Annotated in this window: 16 protein-coding genes; 6 read left to right on the top strand and 10 right to left on the bottom strand. The window is 72.2% G+C overall.

Features of this window, described 5'->3' with window-relative positions; all coding sequences use genetic code 11:
- Positions 1-9: 9 nt before the first annotated feature.
- The 3 genes from ACVJO7_RS16025 to ACVJO7_RS16015 are packed head-to-tail and all read right to left on the bottom strand — an operon-like array spanning position 10 to position 3,924.
- Entirely contained in the window at positions 10-1,542 is a 1,533-nt protein-coding gene (locus ACVJO7_RS16025; RefSeq protein ID WP_491673527.1) for a long-chain-fatty-acid--CoA ligase, read from the bottom strand.
- Positions 1,543-1,585: 43 nt separating this feature from the next.
- Positions 1,586-2,695 (bottom strand): acyl-CoA dehydrogenase family protein, encoded by a 1,110-nt coding sequence (locus tag ACVJO7_RS16020; RefSeq protein ID WP_491673526.1) that lies wholly within the window; start codon positions 2,693-2,695, stop codon positions 1,586-1,588.
- Entirely contained in the window at positions 2,692-3,924 is a 1,233-nt protein-coding gene (locus ACVJO7_RS16015) for an acyl-CoA dehydrogenase family protein (protein WP_491673525.1), read from the bottom strand. Before ACVJO7_RS16015 ends, ACVJO7_RS16020 begins: the two co-directional genes overlap by 4 nt.
- Before the next feature lie 167 nt (positions 3,925-4,091).
- Here ACVJO7_RS16015 and ACVJO7_RS16010 point away from each other — a divergent pair, with 167 nt between their 5' ends.
- Both ACVJO7_RS16010 and ACVJO7_RS16005 read left to right on the top strand, forming a co-directional pair.
- Positions 4,092-4,634: a DUF3558 family protein gene (locus tag ACVJO7_RS16010; protein ID WP_491673524.1), complete on the top strand. Its 543-nt coding sequence runs from the start codon at positions 4,092-4,094 to the stop codon at positions 4,632-4,634.
- A gap of 70 nt (positions 4,635-4,704) precedes the next feature.
- Positions 4,705-5,022, top strand: coding sequence for a PE domain-containing protein (locus ACVJO7_RS16005; protein WP_491673523.1), 318 nt, complete (start codon positions 4,705-4,707; stop codon positions 5,020-5,022).
- On the opposite strand, the gene ACVJO7_RS16000 is transcribed toward ACVJO7_RS16005, so the two are convergent.
- On the bottom strand, positions 5,015-5,854 hold the full coding sequence (locus ACVJO7_RS16000; RefSeq protein ID WP_344024446.1) for a DUF1206 domain-containing protein: 840 nt from the start codon (positions 5,852-5,854) through the stop codon (positions 5,015-5,017). The genes ACVJO7_RS16005 and ACVJO7_RS16000 overlap by 8 nt on opposite strands.
- A 349-nt stretch (positions 5,855-6,203) precedes the next feature.
- Here ACVJO7_RS16000 and ACVJO7_RS15995 point away from each other — a divergent pair, with 349 nt between their 5' ends.
- The 3 genes from ACVJO7_RS15995 (at position 6,204) to ACVJO7_RS15985 (ending at position 7,784) form a co-directional block, all read left to right on the top strand.
- The gene (locus ACVJO7_RS15995) at positions 6,204-6,419 is read left to right on the top strand and encodes a hypothetical protein (RefSeq protein ID WP_491673522.1); all 216 of its coding nucleotides are present in this window, start codon (positions 6,204-6,206) and stop codon (positions 6,417-6,419) included.
- 19 nt (positions 6,420-6,438) lie between these two features.
- The gene (locus ACVJO7_RS15990) at positions 6,439-6,693 is read left to right on the top strand and encodes a hypothetical protein (RefSeq protein WP_491673521.1); all 255 of its coding nucleotides are present in this window, start codon (positions 6,439-6,441) and stop codon (positions 6,691-6,693) included.
- Between the two features lie 74 nt (positions 6,694-6,767).
- Entirely contained in the window at positions 6,768-7,784 is a 1,017-nt protein-coding gene (locus tag ACVJO7_RS15985) for a hypothetical protein (protein ID WP_491673520.1), read from the top strand.
- 3 nt (positions 7,785-7,787) lie between these two features.
- Here ACVJO7_RS15985 and murA read toward each other — a convergent pair whose 3' ends face one another.
- Positions 7,788-9,056, bottom strand: coding sequence for a UDP-N-acetylglucosamine 1-carboxyvinyltransferase (gene murA, locus ACVJO7_RS15980; protein ID WP_491673519.1), 1,269 nt, complete (start codon positions 9,054-9,056; stop codon positions 7,788-7,790).
- 157 nt (positions 9,057-9,213) lie between these two features.
- Between murA and ACVJO7_RS15975 the strand changes: the two genes are divergently transcribed.
- The gene (locus ACVJO7_RS15975; RefSeq protein ID WP_344024436.1) at positions 9,214-9,801 is read left to right on the top strand and encodes a cob(I)yrinic acid a,c-diamide adenosyltransferase; all 588 of its coding nucleotides are present in this window, start codon (positions 9,214-9,216) and stop codon (positions 9,799-9,801) included.
- 18 nt (positions 9,802-9,819) lie between these two features.
- On the opposite strand, the gene ACVJO7_RS15970 is transcribed toward ACVJO7_RS15975, so the two are convergent.
- The 5 genes from ACVJO7_RS15970 to atpA are packed head-to-tail and all read right to left on the bottom strand — an operon-like array spanning position 9,820 to position 14,748.
- A complete protein-coding gene (locus tag ACVJO7_RS15970; RefSeq protein WP_491673518.1) occupies positions 9,820-10,266 on the bottom strand; it encodes a DUF2550 domain-containing protein in 447 nt (148 codons plus the stop codon).
- A 21-nt stretch (positions 10,267-10,287) separates the two neighbouring features.
- Positions 10,288-10,656: a F0F1 ATP synthase subunit epsilon gene (locus tag ACVJO7_RS15965; RefSeq protein ID WP_344024516.1), complete on the bottom strand. Its 369-nt coding sequence runs from the start codon at positions 10,654-10,656 to the stop codon at positions 10,288-10,290.
- A gap of 13 nt (positions 10,657-10,669) precedes the next feature.
- Positions 10,670-12,106, bottom strand: coding sequence for a F0F1 ATP synthase subunit beta (atpD, locus tag ACVJO7_RS15960; protein WP_344024430.1), 1,437 nt, complete (start codon positions 12,104-12,106; stop codon positions 10,670-10,672).
- Complete coding sequence (locus ACVJO7_RS15955) at positions 12,106-13,098, bottom strand: F0F1 ATP synthase subunit gamma (protein ID WP_344024428.1); 993 nt, start codon at positions 13,096-13,098, stop codon at positions 12,106-12,108. Before ACVJO7_RS15955 ends, atpD begins: the two co-directional genes overlap by 1 nt.
- A 12-nt stretch (positions 13,099-13,110) precedes the next feature.
- Positions 13,111-14,748 (bottom strand): F0F1 ATP synthase subunit alpha, encoded by a 1,638-nt coding sequence (gene atpA, locus ACVJO7_RS15950; protein WP_491673517.1) that lies wholly within the window; start codon positions 14,746-14,748, stop codon positions 13,111-13,113.
- Positions 14,749-14,752: the final 4 nt, after the last annotated feature.

Here is a 14,752-nt window from a genome sequence, read left to right as displayed (position 1 = left end):
CGCGCGGGATCAGGTGTGCCGGTCCCGCAGCACGGTCTTGAGCACCTTGCCGCTCGGGTTGCGGGGTAGCGAGTCCACCAGCTGCAGGTGCCGGGGGCGCTTGTAGGCGGCCAGCCGCTCCCTGGCGTACGCCTCGATCTCGGCCTCGGTCGGCGGATCGGCCGGATCCCGGGGTGCGACGACGGCCAGCGGCGTCTCCCCCCACTTCGGGTCCGGGACGCCGATCAGCGCCACCTCGGCGATCTTCGGATGCCCGGCGAGGACGTTCTCCACCTCGGCGCAGTAGATGTTCTCGCCACCGGAGATGATCATGTCCTTCTTGCGGTCGACGACGTAGAGGTAGCCGTCCGGGTCCGCGCGGACCAGGTCGCCGGAGTGGAACCAGCCGCCGCGGAACGCCTCGGCGGTCTCCTCCGGCTTGTTCCAGTAGCCGGTCATCACCATCGGGCTGCGGTAGACGATCTCGCCGACGTCCCCGGGCGGGACGTCCTTCATGTCGTCGTCGACGATCCGGGCCTCGACGCCGACCATCGGCGTGCCGATCGACCCGATCTTGCGGATCGAGTCCTCGCCGCGCAGGTTCGTGGTGACCGGGCTGCACTCGGTCTGCCCGAACGCGGTGCACACCTCGGCCTGCGGGAAGGCGTCGATCATGGTCCGGAGCAGGGTGGTCGACGCCGGCGCCGCGCCCCAGGAGATCCGGCGCAGCCGGGACAGGTCGTGGGCGGCGAGATCGACGGCGCAGACGGCCTGCCACTGGGCCGGGACCATGAAGCACGAGGTGACGCCCTCGTCGGCGAGGGTGCGCACGGTCTGCACCGGGTCGAAGCCGCCCGACGGCGGGATCACGACCTTCCCGCCGGTGATCAGCACCGGCAGCATCCCGGACAGCCCGGCGATGTGGAACAGCGGCGCCGCCGACATCCACACCCGGTCGTCGCCGGTGATGCCCAGGGTCGCCATCGAGCAGAAGGCGTGCAGGTACAGGTTGCGATGGGTGAGCACCGCGCCCTTCGGGAAGCCGGTCGTCCCGGAGGTGTACATGATGAACGCCGGTGCCTCGTCGGACACCGCCGGCACCTCGGGCAGGTCGGGGCCGTCCGCGAGCAGCGCCTCGTACTCCTCGCCGAAGGTGATGACCGACCCGACGGCCGGGGCTCCCGCGCGGGCCTTCTCGACGGCCGGGGCCAGCGCCGGATCGGCGACGACCAGGCTCGATCCGCTGTCGTCGAGGACATAGCGGATCTCGTCGGGCGCGAGCCGGAAGTTCACCGGCACCGCGATCGCCCCGAGCCGCAGGACCGCGAGCCAGGACTCGACGACCTCGATGCTGTTCAGCCCGAGCACGGCGACCCGGTCGCCGGCCCCGATCCCGCGGCCGGCGAGTACGCCGGCGAGCCGGTCGACCCTGGCGTCGAGCTCGCGGTAGGTCCGCCGGCCCGCCGGGTCGGCGAGCGCCACGACGTCCGGGGAGATGCGGGCGTGCCGGGCGACGAGATCGCTCATCGTCATCCCCCGGCCGGGGATCGCGGTAGCGGACATCGGTGTCCTCACTTCGGTCACGGTGCTCGGTCCGGCTCCGGCGCTACAGCCCGAGCCGCTCGGCGAGCCGGGCCCGGTGCCCCGCCGGGGACCCCAGGAGCTGCTCGGCGCTCTTGGCACGCTTGTAGAACAGGTGCGCGTCGTGCTCCCAGGTGTAGCCGACACCACCGTGGTACTGCACCATCGCGGTCGCCGCGGTGAACGCCGCGGGCCCGGTGTAGGTCTGCGCGAGCGCCGCCGCCACCGGCAGCTCGGCTCGGTCGTGGTCGGCGGCCCAGGCGGCGTGCCGCACCACCGAGACCGCGTGCTCCCAGGCGCTGTACACGTCGGCGCAGCCGTGCTTCACCGCCTGGTACGAGCCGACCGGGCGGCCGAACTGCACGCGCAGCGTCGCGTACTCGGCGGTCAGCTCCAGCGCCCGCTGCATCAGCCCGGTCTGCTCGGCGGCGAGCGCCACCGCGGCGAGATCGGCGACCGTGCCGAGCGCCGCCGCCGGGTCGGCGGAGGCGAGCGGCCGGGCCGGGGTCGCGTCGAACGTCAGCCTGGCGAGCCGCCGTGTCGGGTCCAGCGCGCCCAGCCGGTCGCGGGTCAGGCCGGGGGCGTCGCCGTCCACCGCGAACCAGCCCGGCCCTTCCGCGGTCCGGGCCAGGACCAGCACCAGATCGGCGGTGTCCCCGGCGAGCACCGGGGTCCTGGCCCCGGTCAGCTCCCACCGGCCGTCCCGCTCGGTGGCGGTGGTCCGCCCGCCGGTGCGGTCCCACTCCCCGCCCCGCTCGGCGACCGCCACGGTGCCGATCAGCTCCCCGGCGGCCAGCCGCGGCAGGTACTCGGCGCGTGCGGCATCGTCGTCGAGCGCCAGCAGGGTGTCGACGGCGAGCACTGCCGACGCCAGGAACGGCACCGGCGTGAGCGCGCGGCCCAGCTCCTCCGCGACGACGGCGCGCTCCACGTGCCCGGCCCCGCTGCCGCCCAGCTCCTCGGGCACGACGAGCCCGAGCACCCCCTGGGCGGCGAGCCCGGACCAGACCGCCGGATCGTGCCCGCGATCGCCGTCCATCACCGCGCGCACCCGCTCCGAGGGCGCCTTGTCGGCGAGGAATCGGCGCACCGCGGCGCGCAGCTCCTCGGCCTCGCTGTCCAGGACGAGCGTCACCGGGTCCCCTCCCGCCGCTGGGTCCCGACCGCGAGCTCGCGGAACGGGACGTCCCGATCGACCTGCGGCTCCTTCGGCAGCCCGAGGATCCGCTCGCCGATGATGTTGCGCTGCACCTCGTTCGTGCCGCCCGCGATGCTCGACGACGGCGCGGCGTTGATCGCCAGCGCCAGCTCGTCGCCGGCCGGGTCGGCCGAGTCCCAGGCGACGGCGTCGGCGCCGGACACCAGACCGGCGACCTCGATCGCTCGCCGCAGCTGGAGCGCCCCGGCGAGCTTCAGCACCGAGCCGCGAGCGCCCGGCGGGCGGCCGGCCGCGGTCTCCTGCCGGATCCGGGAGTTGAGCAGCACGAGCGCGCGCTCGTGCGCGTAGAGCTCGGCGAGCCGGTCGCGCACCACCGGATCGTCGGCGACGCCGGCCGCCCGGGCCCGTTCGGCGAGCGAGGCGAACTCCAGCGGGCTCCGGCGCGGGCGGCGGGCGGAGCCAATCGACACCCGCTCGTGGCCGAGCAGCGTCACCGCGGCGTGCCAGCCGCCGCCGATCTCGCCGAGCACGTTCTCCGCCGGGATCCCGACGTCGTCGAAGCAGACCTCGTTGAACGGCGTCCGGCCGGTCATGTCCTTCAGCGGCCGGACGGTGACGCCCGGCGCGTGCATGTCGACGACGAACATCGTCAGCCCGGCGTGCTTCGGCCGGTCCGGATCGGTGCGCGCGAGGACCGCGCCGAAGTCGGCGAACTGGGCGTTCGTCGTCCACACCTTCTGGCCGTTGAGGATCCAGCGGTCGCCGTCGGGCACGGCCCGCGACTGCAGGCTCGCGACGTCGGATCCGGCGCCCGGCTCGGAGAACAGCTGGCACCAGATCTCCTCGCCGCGCAGCAGCGGGCGCAGGTAGCGGTCCCGCTGGGCGTCGGTGCCCAGGTCGACGACCGTCGGCCCGCACATCCCCATCCCGATCATGAACGGGTACAGCGGCAGCTCGTGCTCGGCGGCCTCGTCGGAGAACGCCTGCTGCTCGGCCTGTCCGAGGCCCTGCCCGCCGAGGCTCTCCGGCCAGGTGATGCCCGCGTACCCGGCGTCGTAGAGGGCGGCCTGGAACTCCCGGGAGCGCCGCAGCTGCTCGTCGGGCGGCAGGTGGGCGAGTGAGCCGGGGGCGTTGGCGGCGAGCCAGGCGCGCACCGCCCTGCGGAACTCCGACGTCGTGCCCTGGGTCTCGTCGACCACGGTCATGCGCGGCTCCCTCCACGTCGAGGCGGTGTCGGCAACCTACTGATCAATCGTTAAGAACGCAACGGGCGGGGCCCTCGGCGACGGGTCGGTGATGTTGCTGTCCGGATCCACACCGGACAGTGATCACCGGCGCTAACCTGGGATCCCCCGTTCTCCCTGGAGGCGCCATGGCATGTCGGACCGTCGGCCGAGCCCTCCTCACGGCGCTGGTGGTGCTTCTCGCCGGGTGCGGGCCCGGGGAGCCCACCGGTCCGTTCCCGCCCCGGCCGGCCGACATCGACACCGCCACCGTCGATCTCTGTTCCGCGCTGACCCCCGACCAGCTGGGCGCGCTCGGGGTCGGGCCCGGTGAACCCGGTACCGCCCAGCTCACCGACGGGCCGACCCGGACCTGCGGGTGGCGCAACTACGACGACGGCTACAACTACACCGTCCAGACGCTGCCCGATCCCGCCGCCGCAGTGGTCGGCAGCCCGGGCAGCACTCTCGACGTCGTCGAGGGATACGGGGTCGTCCAGGTCGCCGAGCCCGAGTATCCGGTGCCGTTGTGCGCGCGCTACGTCGACGCCTCCGACACCAACGGCCTCCGCATCCAGGTGACCCTGACCGGATCGGCGCGGGACGGTTCGAACAGCAGGATCGACGAGGTGTGCGACAGAACCGCTCTGCTCACCGCACAGGCCCTGCGGAACCTGCGCCCCGTGTCGTGACGGTTCGCTCCCGCGAAGTCCATCGCCGGGAGCGCCGTCTTCCACGCGACCGGCCCCTACCTTCCGGCACATGGACATCGACGCGCAGCTGCCCCGGGGAACGGCGTCCGACTCGCTGACGACCCAGATCCATATCGGCAACGTCCTGCAGACACATGCGATTCTCGAACGTCAGGCGAATGCCATACAGGATGCCCTGCACAAGGCGTCCGACCTGCGAAGAATCCCGCGCTGCGGCGACGACCCGGTCTCACGGGATGCCCAACACGCGTTCCAGGACAAGATCAACAGGATTCTTCACGCACAGGACGTGCACCTGGCCGAACTGCACGAGGCCGCCGTCCAGTACGACCTCGTCGAGGACGAGACCGCCGGGTCGTTCAGGTGACCCGGTGGTACCGGGCGTCGAGGAAGCAGAAGACCCCGTAGCAGGCGATCCCCAGTCCCACCGCGATCAGCAGGAACACCCCGTAGGGCTGCTCGCGCAGCGTCTTCAGCGCCGAGTCCAGGCCGTTCGCCCGCTGCGGGTCGAAGGTCAGCGCGGCGACGCCGAGCAGGATCCCGAGCACCCCGAACGCGATGCCCTTGGCGATGAACCCGACCTGGCCGGTGCGCGCGTTGAGCCGCCGGGCCCGGGTGTCTGCGCCGGCGAGGTCCTGGTCCTCCATGAACCGCTTCGTCCAGCCGTTCCAGATCATGACGCCACCGCCGATGACGACGCCGAGGCCGACGAGCGCGGTGATGATCTGCCCGCCCGGCAGCCCGAGCAGCCCGGCGGTGGCCTGGCCGCCGCTGCCCGACGACGCCCGGCCGCGGATCGCGGTGGTCGCCGCCGCGATCGCCAGGACCAGGTAGACCACCGCCAGCCCGGCGGAGACCAGCCGCTTCGCGAGCTGCTTCTTCCGGTCACCGAGGTAGCCGAACCCCCACACCGCCGACACCGAGCGCCACAGCACGACGGCCGCGAACCCGACGACGAGCACCCACAGGAACGCCCGGCCGAGCGGCTCCGCGGCGATGGCGCCGAGCGCGCCATTCTGGTCGGCCTGCCCTCCGGAGCCGAGCGCGACCTGCACGGCCAGCCAGCCGATCAGCAGGTGCAGGACGCCGTTGGCGGCGATCCCGACCCGGGCCGCGATCCGGACCGGGGCGGAGTGGGCCACGTCCCGCGCTCCGCGGCCGGCCCTGGCCACGTCGGCGGTGTCGGGCGTGCGCACCATGGCGACCTCCTCGTCAGTGTGACGGGAAGACTGCCACGATCGGGTCACGGCCGCAGCGCGCGGGGCCGGCCACCCCACCGGCACGGCCGAGCCCTCCGTGGGGTCGTCGGTTCCGCCACGGGCGGCGGGCACCGACCGCTAGCCTGAGCGCCCCCTCACCCGTCCGGAGAACGTCCGTGGCCCGACCGGCGGAGTCGGCCCCGGGGAGCCCGGCACCGGCGACCTGGGCGACGGCCCGACCCGGATCTGCGGCTGGAGCAACTTCGACGACGGCTACAACTACTCCGTCCAGAGCCTCCCGCTGCCCGCGGCGGTCGTCGTCGGCACCCCGGACTCCACCGTGCACGTCGTGGACGGCAACGGCGTCGTGCAGAGCACCGCCTTCGGCGACTCGTTCCCTCTGTGCTCGCACTACATCGACGCCTCCGACCCGCACGGGATCCGTGTCCAGGTGATGGCGACCGCGTCGAACGGGGACGGCTCGATCAAGGACTTCGACGAGGTCTGTGGGAAGACGACGCTCCTGACCTCGCAGGCGCTGCGCAACCTCCGGCCGGCGGGCTGAGTCCGTTCGCGACGGGGCCGTGTTGCTGCGCGAGATCGACTCCGTCCAACAGGCCCTGCGGGAAGCGAGCGATCTCCGGGCCATCCCCCGGTGCGGCGACGACCCCGTCTCGATCGACGCGCAGCGGATGTTCCAGGCCCAGATCAACCACATCCTCGACACGCACAAGGCGTGGGTGGAGGAACTCCGCGAGGCGTGCGAGCGCCTGGACCTGGCCGCCCAGGAGTACGGCCTCGTCGAGGAGCGGAACGCGACGTCGTTCCGTGACCGGTAGCCCGGCACAACGCTCCACGGGCCACGGTGGTGCTACGGAGGACCCGTCCGGGCCCACCCGGCTACCGTCCGGGCATGCGCCGGGGAGTACTCGTGATCGTCGGGCTCGTCGGGATCCTCGCCGTCGCCGCGGTGGTCGTCGGGGTCACCGACCGTCCCGAGCGGGTGGCCCAGCGGATCGCCGACGACGCCGTGCCGGGCGGACTGCGGATCCTGCAGGTCGACGAGCCGGACGGGGACGGCCCGCCGATCGTGCTGGCCGGCCTGGTCGACGACCCGGACGCCGTCCTGCGCTTCGGGATCGATCCGGACTGCGGCCCGGACTGCCTGCGCCGGGTCGCCGAGCGGGCCGACGAGGCGCGGTCCGCCGCCGCGACGCTGCGCGCGCTGACAGCGGGACCGTGCGGGGCCCGGATCGGCGGCGTCACCGAGATCTCCTGGTCGGACCGCGGTCGGCCGGCCGCACCGGACGCCGCGTCACACCTGCGGATCGTGCTGACCGTGCTCGCCGACGTCGACCGCGACGCCGGTGCCGGGCTGCTCCCGCTGCTGGACCGCTGCGCGGCCGCGCTGGCGACCGACCGGCACGGCGTCGACCTGCGGGTCTCGGTCGCCCCGGAGCGGGCCCGGCCGGCCGGTGCCGTCGATCCCGGGCTCCCGGCGGTGCTCCGGTCCGCCGAGCAGGGCCTGGCCCTGGACGCCGAGGTCCGGCACGCCACCCGGGTGCTCGCGGGCGGCGACGGGATCGAGCAGCCCGCCGGCCGGGACTTCGGGCCGGCGCTGACCGACGACCGGCTGGCCACGCTGGAGCCGGTGCTCGACCGGGCCGTGCGCGATCACGTCGTGGCCGGGACCGGGACCGCCCTGGAGCGCAGCCCGTCACTGCGCTCGGCGGTCTACCTGCCGGGCTCGGTGCACCGGCTGCGCGCCTACCTGTCGTTCACCCCGCCGGACGCCACGCAGCGGGGAGCCACCCGGATCGCGGCCGTCGACATCGGCTGCGACGGCGGCGATCCGGTCGTCCGCCGGGTGTTCGACGGGTCCCGGTTCGGCGCCCCCTACGAGCCCGCCCTCCGGACGCCCGCCGGTTAGCTCCTAGCGCTCCGGCTCGCCGGCGACCCGGGCGATGTCCGCGCCGAGCGCGCTGAGGTTCTCCACGAACCGGGGGTAGCCGCGGTCGATGTGCGCGACGTCCCACACCTCGGTGGAGCCGCGCGCGCAGAGCCCGGCCAGCACCAGCCCGGCGCCGGCCCGGATGTCGCTGGCCCACACCGGCGCGCTGGACAGCTCCGGCCGCCCGCGGACGACGGCGTGATGGCCGTCGGTGCGGGCGTCGGCGCCGAGCCGCACCATCTCGTCGACGAACCGGAACCGGGCCTCGAACACGTTCTCGGTGATCATCGAGGTGCCGTCGGCGACCGCGGACAGGGCGATCGCCATCGGCTGCAGGTCGGTCGCGAAGCCCGGGTAGGGCAGCGTCACGAAGTCCACCGCCTGCGAGCGCTCCGCCTGGGCGACGGTGAACTGGTGGTCGCCGACGGTGATCTCGGCGCCCGCGCTGCGCAGCTTGTCCAGCACCAGGTCGATGTGGTGCGGGTCGACGCCGCGCACGGTCACCTCGCCGCGCGTCATCGCGGCGGCGAATGCCCAGGTCGCACCGACGATCCGGTCCCCGATCACCCGGTGCGTGGTCGGCTGCAGCCCGGTCACGCCGTGCACGATCAGGGTGGACGAGCCGACGCCCTCCAGCTTCGCGCCCATCTGCTGCAGCATCACGCAGAGATCGACGATCTCCGGCTCGCGGGCGGCGTTGTCGATGACCGTGGTGCCCTCGGCGAGCACGGCGGCCATCAGGATGTTCTCGGTGGCGCCGACGCTGGGGAAGTCCAGCCAGATCTGCGCGCCGTGCAGGTCCCCGGCGGAGGCGGTGACGCTGCCGTGCACGATGTCGGTCGTCGCTCCGAGCTTGCGCAGCCCGTTCTGGTGCATGTCCAGCGGGCGGGAGCCGATCGCGTCGCCACCGGGCAGCGGGACGACCGCCCGCCGGCAGCGCGCCACCAGCGGCCCGAGCACGCAGACCGACGCCCGCAGCTTCGACACCGACCGGTAGTCGGCCTCGGCGCCGGGATCGGCCGGGACGTCGAGGTGCACCGTCGGGCCCTCGATCGTCACCGTGCAGCCCAGGCTGCGCAGGACGTCGGCCATCAGCGGCACGTCCAGGATCTCCGGGCAGTTCTCCAGCGTCGTCCGGCCCTCGGCGAGCAGCGCCGCCGCCATCAGCTTGAGCACGCTGTTCTTCGCCCCGACGACGTCGACGGACCCGCTCAGCCGGGCCCCGCCACGGACCGCGAAATGCTCCACCACGCCTCGAACGGTAACGGGACGGCCACCGGCCCCCGGGCACACCCCGACGTGTCGGAGTGAGGTTGCACCGTCCGGCGCAACACACCCAACGGTTGTCGTGGGCGGGACGGCCGGTCCGGTCTGGTCGGCATGTCGCCGCGCCGCATAGCCTGTCGATGTGGCGGTACACCTGACTCGGATCTACACGAAGACCGGCGACGACGGCACGACGGCCCTCGGCGACTTCAGCCGGGTCCGCAAGACGGACCCGCGGCTGGCCGCCTACGCCGACACCGATGAGGCGAATGCCGCGATCGGGGTCGCGGTCACCCTCGGCGGGCTCGCCGAGCGGGTCGCCGATCCGCTGCGGCAGATCCAGAACGACCTGTTCGACGTCGGCGCGGACCTGTGCGCGCCGATCGTCGAGAACCCCGAGTACCCGCCGCTGCGGGTCACCGAGGGCTACGTGACCCGGCTCGAGGGCTGGTGCGACGAGTTCAACCCGGAGCTGCCGAAGCTCAGCTCGTTCATCCTGCCCGGCGGCACCCCCGGCGCGGCGTACCTGCACGTCGCCCGGACCGTCACCCGGCGTGCCGAGCGGTCGGTGTGGGCGCTGCTGGAGGACGACGCGGAGCGCACCAACCCGCTGACCGCGCAGTACCTGAACCGGCTGTCGGACCTGCTGTTCATCCTGGGCCGGGTCGCGAACCCGGACGGCGACGTGCTGTGGCAGCCGGGCGGACCGCACGGCGCTCCCCGGTCCTGACGCGGGCCGGGTCCGCCGCTACGACGCCTCGCGGTAGTGGTTGGGGCCCGGCGGCGTCGACTCCAGCCACGCCATGAAGCCGGTCCGCACGTCGGACGACATCGCGAGCTCGACGTCGATCTCGCGGCCGCCCGCGTCCCGGCCGCGGCAGCGCAGCACCTCGACCGCCATCGGGATCGCGAACTCCTCGGAGCGGTGCGGCGGGCGCCGGTCGACGATCTCCAGCTCACCCCGCTCGACGACGACCGTCGGGCCGATCCGGAAGCTGGTGAGCCGGTACCAGGCGAACCGCTCGCCCTCGTAGCGGCCCACCCCGAAGTGCCAGTCCGTGACAGCGAAACGGCGGCGCAGACACAGGTCCACGCCGCCGTTACGCATCAGTCGCACCCGCCGTACGGCGAGCCAGACCAGTGGGACGACCAGACACAGCAGCAGAACTCCGACTATCGCCGCGATCAGCTCCACCGCCGTGTGTCTCCCCCGCCCCTAGTTGGCCTCGGCCGCGCGGAGGCGGGCCTCCGCGCGGGCCTTGGCGGCCGCACCCTCGTCGGAGTCGTCGGCCCGCTCCAGCGCCCGCCGGGCGCGGTCGACGTCGATCTCGTCGGACTGCTCGGCGAACTCGGCCAGGATCGACACCCGCTCCGCGGAGACCGACAGGAACCCGCCGTGCACCGCGATGGTGCGCTTCGTGCCGTCGGTCGCGTCGATCCGGACGACGCCGGCCTCCTCCAGCTGGGCCAGCATCGGCTGGTGGCCGGGCAGGATGCCGACCTCGCCGACGGTGGTCCGGGCGAGCACGAAGCGCGCGTCGCCCGACCACAGCCTGCGCTCGACCGAGACCAGCTCCACGGTCATCTCAGCCGGCATGTCACCCTTCCAGCTTCTTGCGGTTCTTCTCCAGGTCCTCGAGACCACCGCAGAGGAAGAACGCCTGCTCGGGCACGTCGTCGAACTCGCCCTTGGCGATCTTGTCGAACGCCTCGATGGTCTCCTTCAGCGGGACCGTCGAACCCGGCTGGCCGGTGAACTGCTCGGCGACCAGCAGGTTCTGGGACAGGAACCGCTCGATCCGGCGGGCCCGGCCGACCAGCTGCTTGTCCTCCTCGGACAGCTCGTCGATGCCGAGGATGGCGATGATGTCCTGCAGGTCGTTGTACTTCTGCAGGATCCGCTTCACCTCGTTGGCGACCCGGAAGTGCTCGTCGCCGACGTACTGCGGGTCCAGGATCCGCGACGTCGAGGTCAGCGGGTCCACCGCCGGGTAGATCCCCTTCTGGGAGATCGGCCGGGAGAGCTCGGTGGTGGCGTCCAGGTGGGCGAACGTGGTCGCCGGCGCCGGGTCGGTGTAGTCGTCCGCGGGGACGTAGATCGCCTGCATCGAGGTGATCGACCGGCCCCGGGTCGAGGTGATCCGCTCCTGCAGCTCGCCCATCTCGTCGGCCAGGGTGGGCTGGTAGCCCACCGCGGACGGCATCCGGCCCAGCAGGGTGGACACCTCCTGGCCGGCCTGGGTGAACCGGAAGATGTTGTCGATGAACAGCAGGACGTCCTGGTCCTGCGCGTCCCGGAAGTACTCCGCCATGGTCAGCGCGGACAGCGCGACCCGCATACGGGTGCCCGGCGGCTCGTCCATCTGGCCGAACACCAGGGCGGTGTTCTTCATGACGCCCGACTCGGTCATCTCCGTGATGAGGTCGTTGCCCTCACGGGTGCGCTCGCCGACGCCGGCGAACACCGAGGTGCCACCGAAGTTCAGCGCGACACGCTGGATCATCTCCTGGATCAGCACGGTCTTGCCGACGCCCGCGCCGCCGAACAGGCCGATCTTCCCGCCGACCACGTACGGCGTCATCAGGTCGAGGACCTTGATGCCGGTCTCCAGCATCTCGGTCTTGCCCTCGAGCTGGTCGAACCGCGGCGCCTTCTGGTGGATCGACCGCAGGTCGCCGGTGAACTGGATGTTCGGGTCGTCCAGGCAGTCGCCGAGCGCGTTGAACACGTGCCCCTTGACCTGGTCGCCCACCGGCACCGAGATCGGCCGGCCGAGGTCGGTGACCTCCTGGCCGCGCACGACGCCGTCGGTCGGCTGCATGGAGATGGCCCGGACGAGGTTGTCGCCCAGGTGCTGGGCGATCTCCAGGGTCAGCTTGCGCTTGTCACCGGAGAGGTCGACGTCGAGCGTCAGCGCGTTGTACAGGTCCGGGACCTGGTTGCGCGGGAACTCGACGTCGACGACCGGACCGGTCACCTGGACGACGCGCCCGGTGATCGGACCGGCCGACGTTTCGGCAGTGGTCGTGGTCATCAGCTCTCACTTCCTGCGCTGGCGAGAGCGTCGACACCACCGACGATCTCGCTGATCTCCTGGGTGATCTGAGCCTGACGTGCCTGGTTGGCCTCCAGTGTCAGACTACGGATCAATTCGTTCGCGTTGTCCGTGGCGGCCTTCATGGCCCGCTGGCGGTTCGCCGACTCCGACGCCGCCGACTCCAGCAGGGCCGCGTAGAGGCGGGCCCCGATGTACTTCGGCAGCAGCGCGTCGAACAGCGTGTCCGCGTCCGGCTCGAACTCGTACAGCGACTGGGGGCCCGAGTCCGGGCCGCCGGTCGGGAACTCGTCCTGCGCGTCCTCGTCGGCCGGGCCCGCCTCCGCGGAGACCCCGCCGGAGTACTGGACCTCGAGCGGTGCCATCCGCCGGGCCTGCGGCACCTGGGTGATCATGTTCTTGAAGCTGGTGTACACGAGGTGGAGTTCGTCCACGCCGTGCACGCCGTCCTCGGCCGCCTCGCCCTCGGGGTCGTCGACCCCCGCCATGAACGCGTCCACCAGCGTCTTCGCCGCCTCGGCCGCGTGCTCGTAGCCGGGCTGCTCGGAGAAGCCGGTCCAGGACTGCTCGATCGGCCGGTTGCGGAACCGGTAGTACGAGACGCCCTTGCGGCCGATCACGTAGAGCACCGGCTCCTTGCCCTGCTCACGGAGCAGGGACTGCAGCTGCTCGGCCTCCTTGAGCACGTTGGCGTTGTAGCCGCCGCACTGGCCGCGGTCGCTGGTCACGACCAGCACCGCGGCCCGCTTCGGGGTCTCCCGCTCGACCAGCAGCGGGTGGTCCAGCGCCGAGTTCGACGCCAGCTCCGACAGCGTGCTCGTCATCAGCTCCGCGTAGGGGCGCGCCTCGTTCACCCGCGCCCTGGCCTTCGCGATCCGTGAGGTCGCGATCAGCTCCTGGGATCGGGTGATCTTCTTGATGGACTGCGTCGACCGGATACGCCGGCGCAGCACCCGGATCTGTGCCGCCATCTGGTATCAGCCTCAGTTCTTCTTGACCGTGACGGTCTCCTGGTCGACGTCGTCCTCGTCGAGGGCCTCGGCGGGCTTCTCGTTCGGGACGACGGACGAGCCGTCGGAGGCGGTGAACTCGTTGCGCTTGAACTCGTCCACGGCCTTGGTCAGGGTCTCGATCGCGTCGTCCGAGAGCTTCCCGGTGTCGACGATCTCGTTCAGCGGACCCGAGGCGTGCCGGCGGCTGTACTCGCGGAACTCCGCCTCGAAGCGCTGCACGTCGGCGACCGGCACCGAGTCCAGCTTGCCGCTGGTGCCCAGCCAGATCGAGACGACCTGGTCCTGCACCGCGACCGGCGCGTACTGCGCCTGCTTGAGCAGCTCCACCAGCCGCTCACCGCGGCCCAGCGCGGCGGCCGAGGCGGCGTCGAGGTCGGAGCCGAAGGCGGCGAACGCCTCCAGCTCGCGGTACTGCGACAGGTCCAGACGCAGCGAGCCGGACACCGTCTTCATCGCCTTGACCTGGGCGTCCCCGCCGACCCGAGAGACCGAGATACCGACGTTGATCGCCGGCCGGACGCCCTGGTTGAACAGGTCGGACTCCAGGAAGACCTGGCCGTCGGTGATCGAGATGACGTTGGTCGGGATGTAGGCCGACACGTCGTTCGCCTTGGTCTCGATGATCGGCAGACCGGTCATCGAGCCGGCGCCGAGCTCGTCGGAGAGCTTCGCGCAGCGCTCGAGCAGCCGCGAGTGCAGGTAGAAGACGTCACCCGGGTACGCCTCGCGGCCCGGCGGGCGGCGCAGCAGCAGCGAGATCGCGCGGTAGGCCTCGGCCTGCTTGGACAGGTCGTCGAACACGATCAGGACGTGCTTGCCCTGGTACATCCAGTGCTGGCCGATGGCCGAGCCGGTGTAGGGGGCGAGCCACTTGTAGCCGGCCGGGTCGGACGCCGGGGACGCGACGATCGTCGTGTACTCCAGCGCGCCGGCGTCCTCCAGGGACTGCCGGACACCGGCGATCGTGGAGCCCTTCTGGCCGATGGCGACGTAGATGCAGCGGACCTGCTTCTTCGGGTCGCCGGACGCCCAGTTCTCCTTCTGGTTGATGATCGTGTCGACGCAGACCGCGGTCTTGCCGGTCTTGCGGTCGCCGATCACCAGCTGCCGCTGGCCGCGGCCGATCGGCGTCATCGCGTCGATCGCCTTGATGCCGGTCTGTAGCGGCTCGTGCACCGACTGGCGCTCCATCACCGACGCGGCCTGCAGCTCCAGCACGCGGCGGGAGTCGGTCTCGATGTCGCCGAGGCCGTCGATGGGGTTGCCCAGCGGGTCGACGACCCGGCCCAGGTAGCCCTCGCCGACCGGCACCGACAGCACCTCGCCGGTGCGGGTGACCTGCTGGCCCTCCTCGATGCCGGTGTAGTCGCCGAGGACGACCGCGCCGATCTCGTTCGGCTCCAGGTTCAGCGCGACGCCGCGGACGCCGCCGTCGAACTCGAGCAGCTCGTTCGTCATGGCCGAGGGCAGGCCCTCGATGTGGGCGATGCCGTCGCCGGTGTCGGACACGGCCCCGACCTCACGGCGGTCGGTGTCGTTCTCCAGCGACGAGACGTAGCTGGAGATCGCACTCCGGATCTCCTCGGAGGAGATCGTCAGCTCTGTCATGGCT

The organism is Pseudonocardia sp. DxW, from assembly GCF_058448985.1.
The sequence above is the reverse complement of the archived record's forward strand: the minus strand, read 5'-3'. Positions and strand labels throughout refer to the sequence as shown.

Excerpts from the sequence above, each read along its gene's own strand:
- ACVJO7_RS16025 (WP_491673527.1), bottom strand. The coding sequence starts at position 1,542 with ATGTCCGCTACCGCGATCCCCGGCCGGGGGATGACGATGAGCGATCTC.
- ACVJO7_RS16015 (WP_491673525.1), bottom strand. The coding sequence starts at position 3,924 with ATGACCGTGGTCGACGAGACCCAGGGCACGACGTCGGAGTTCCGCAGG.
- ACVJO7_RS16010 (WP_491673524.1), top strand. The coding sequence starts at position 4,092 with ATGGCATGTCGGACCGTCGGCCGAGCCCTCCTCACGGCGCTGGTGGTG.
- ACVJO7_RS16005 (WP_491673523.1), top strand. The coding sequence starts at position 4,705 with ATGGACATCGACGCGCAGCTGCCCCGGGGAACGGCGTCCGACTCGCTG.
- ACVJO7_RS16000 (WP_344024446.1), bottom strand. The coding sequence starts at position 5,854 with ATGGTGCGCACGCCCGACACCGCCGACGTGGCCAGGGCCGGCCGCGGA.
- ACVJO7_RS15985 (WP_491673520.1), top strand. The coding sequence starts at position 6,768 with ATGCGCCGGGGAGTACTCGTGATCGTCGGGCTCGTCGGGATCCTCGCC.
- ACVJO7_RS15965 (WP_344024516.1), bottom strand. The coding sequence starts at position 10,656 with ATGACCGTGGAGCTGGTCTCGGTCGAGCGCAGGCTGTGGTCGGGCGAC.
- atpD (WP_344024430.1), bottom strand. The coding sequence starts at position 12,106 with ATGACCACGACCACTGCCGAAACGTCGGCCGGTCCGATCACCGGGCGC.
- ACVJO7_RS15955 (WP_344024428.1), bottom strand. The coding sequence starts at position 13,098 with ATGGCGGCACAGATCCGGGTGCTGCGCCGGCGTATCCGGTCGACGCAG.
- atpA (WP_491673517.1), bottom strand. The coding sequence starts at position 14,748 with ATGACAGAGCTGACGATCTCCTCCGAGGAGATCCGGAGTGCGATCTCC.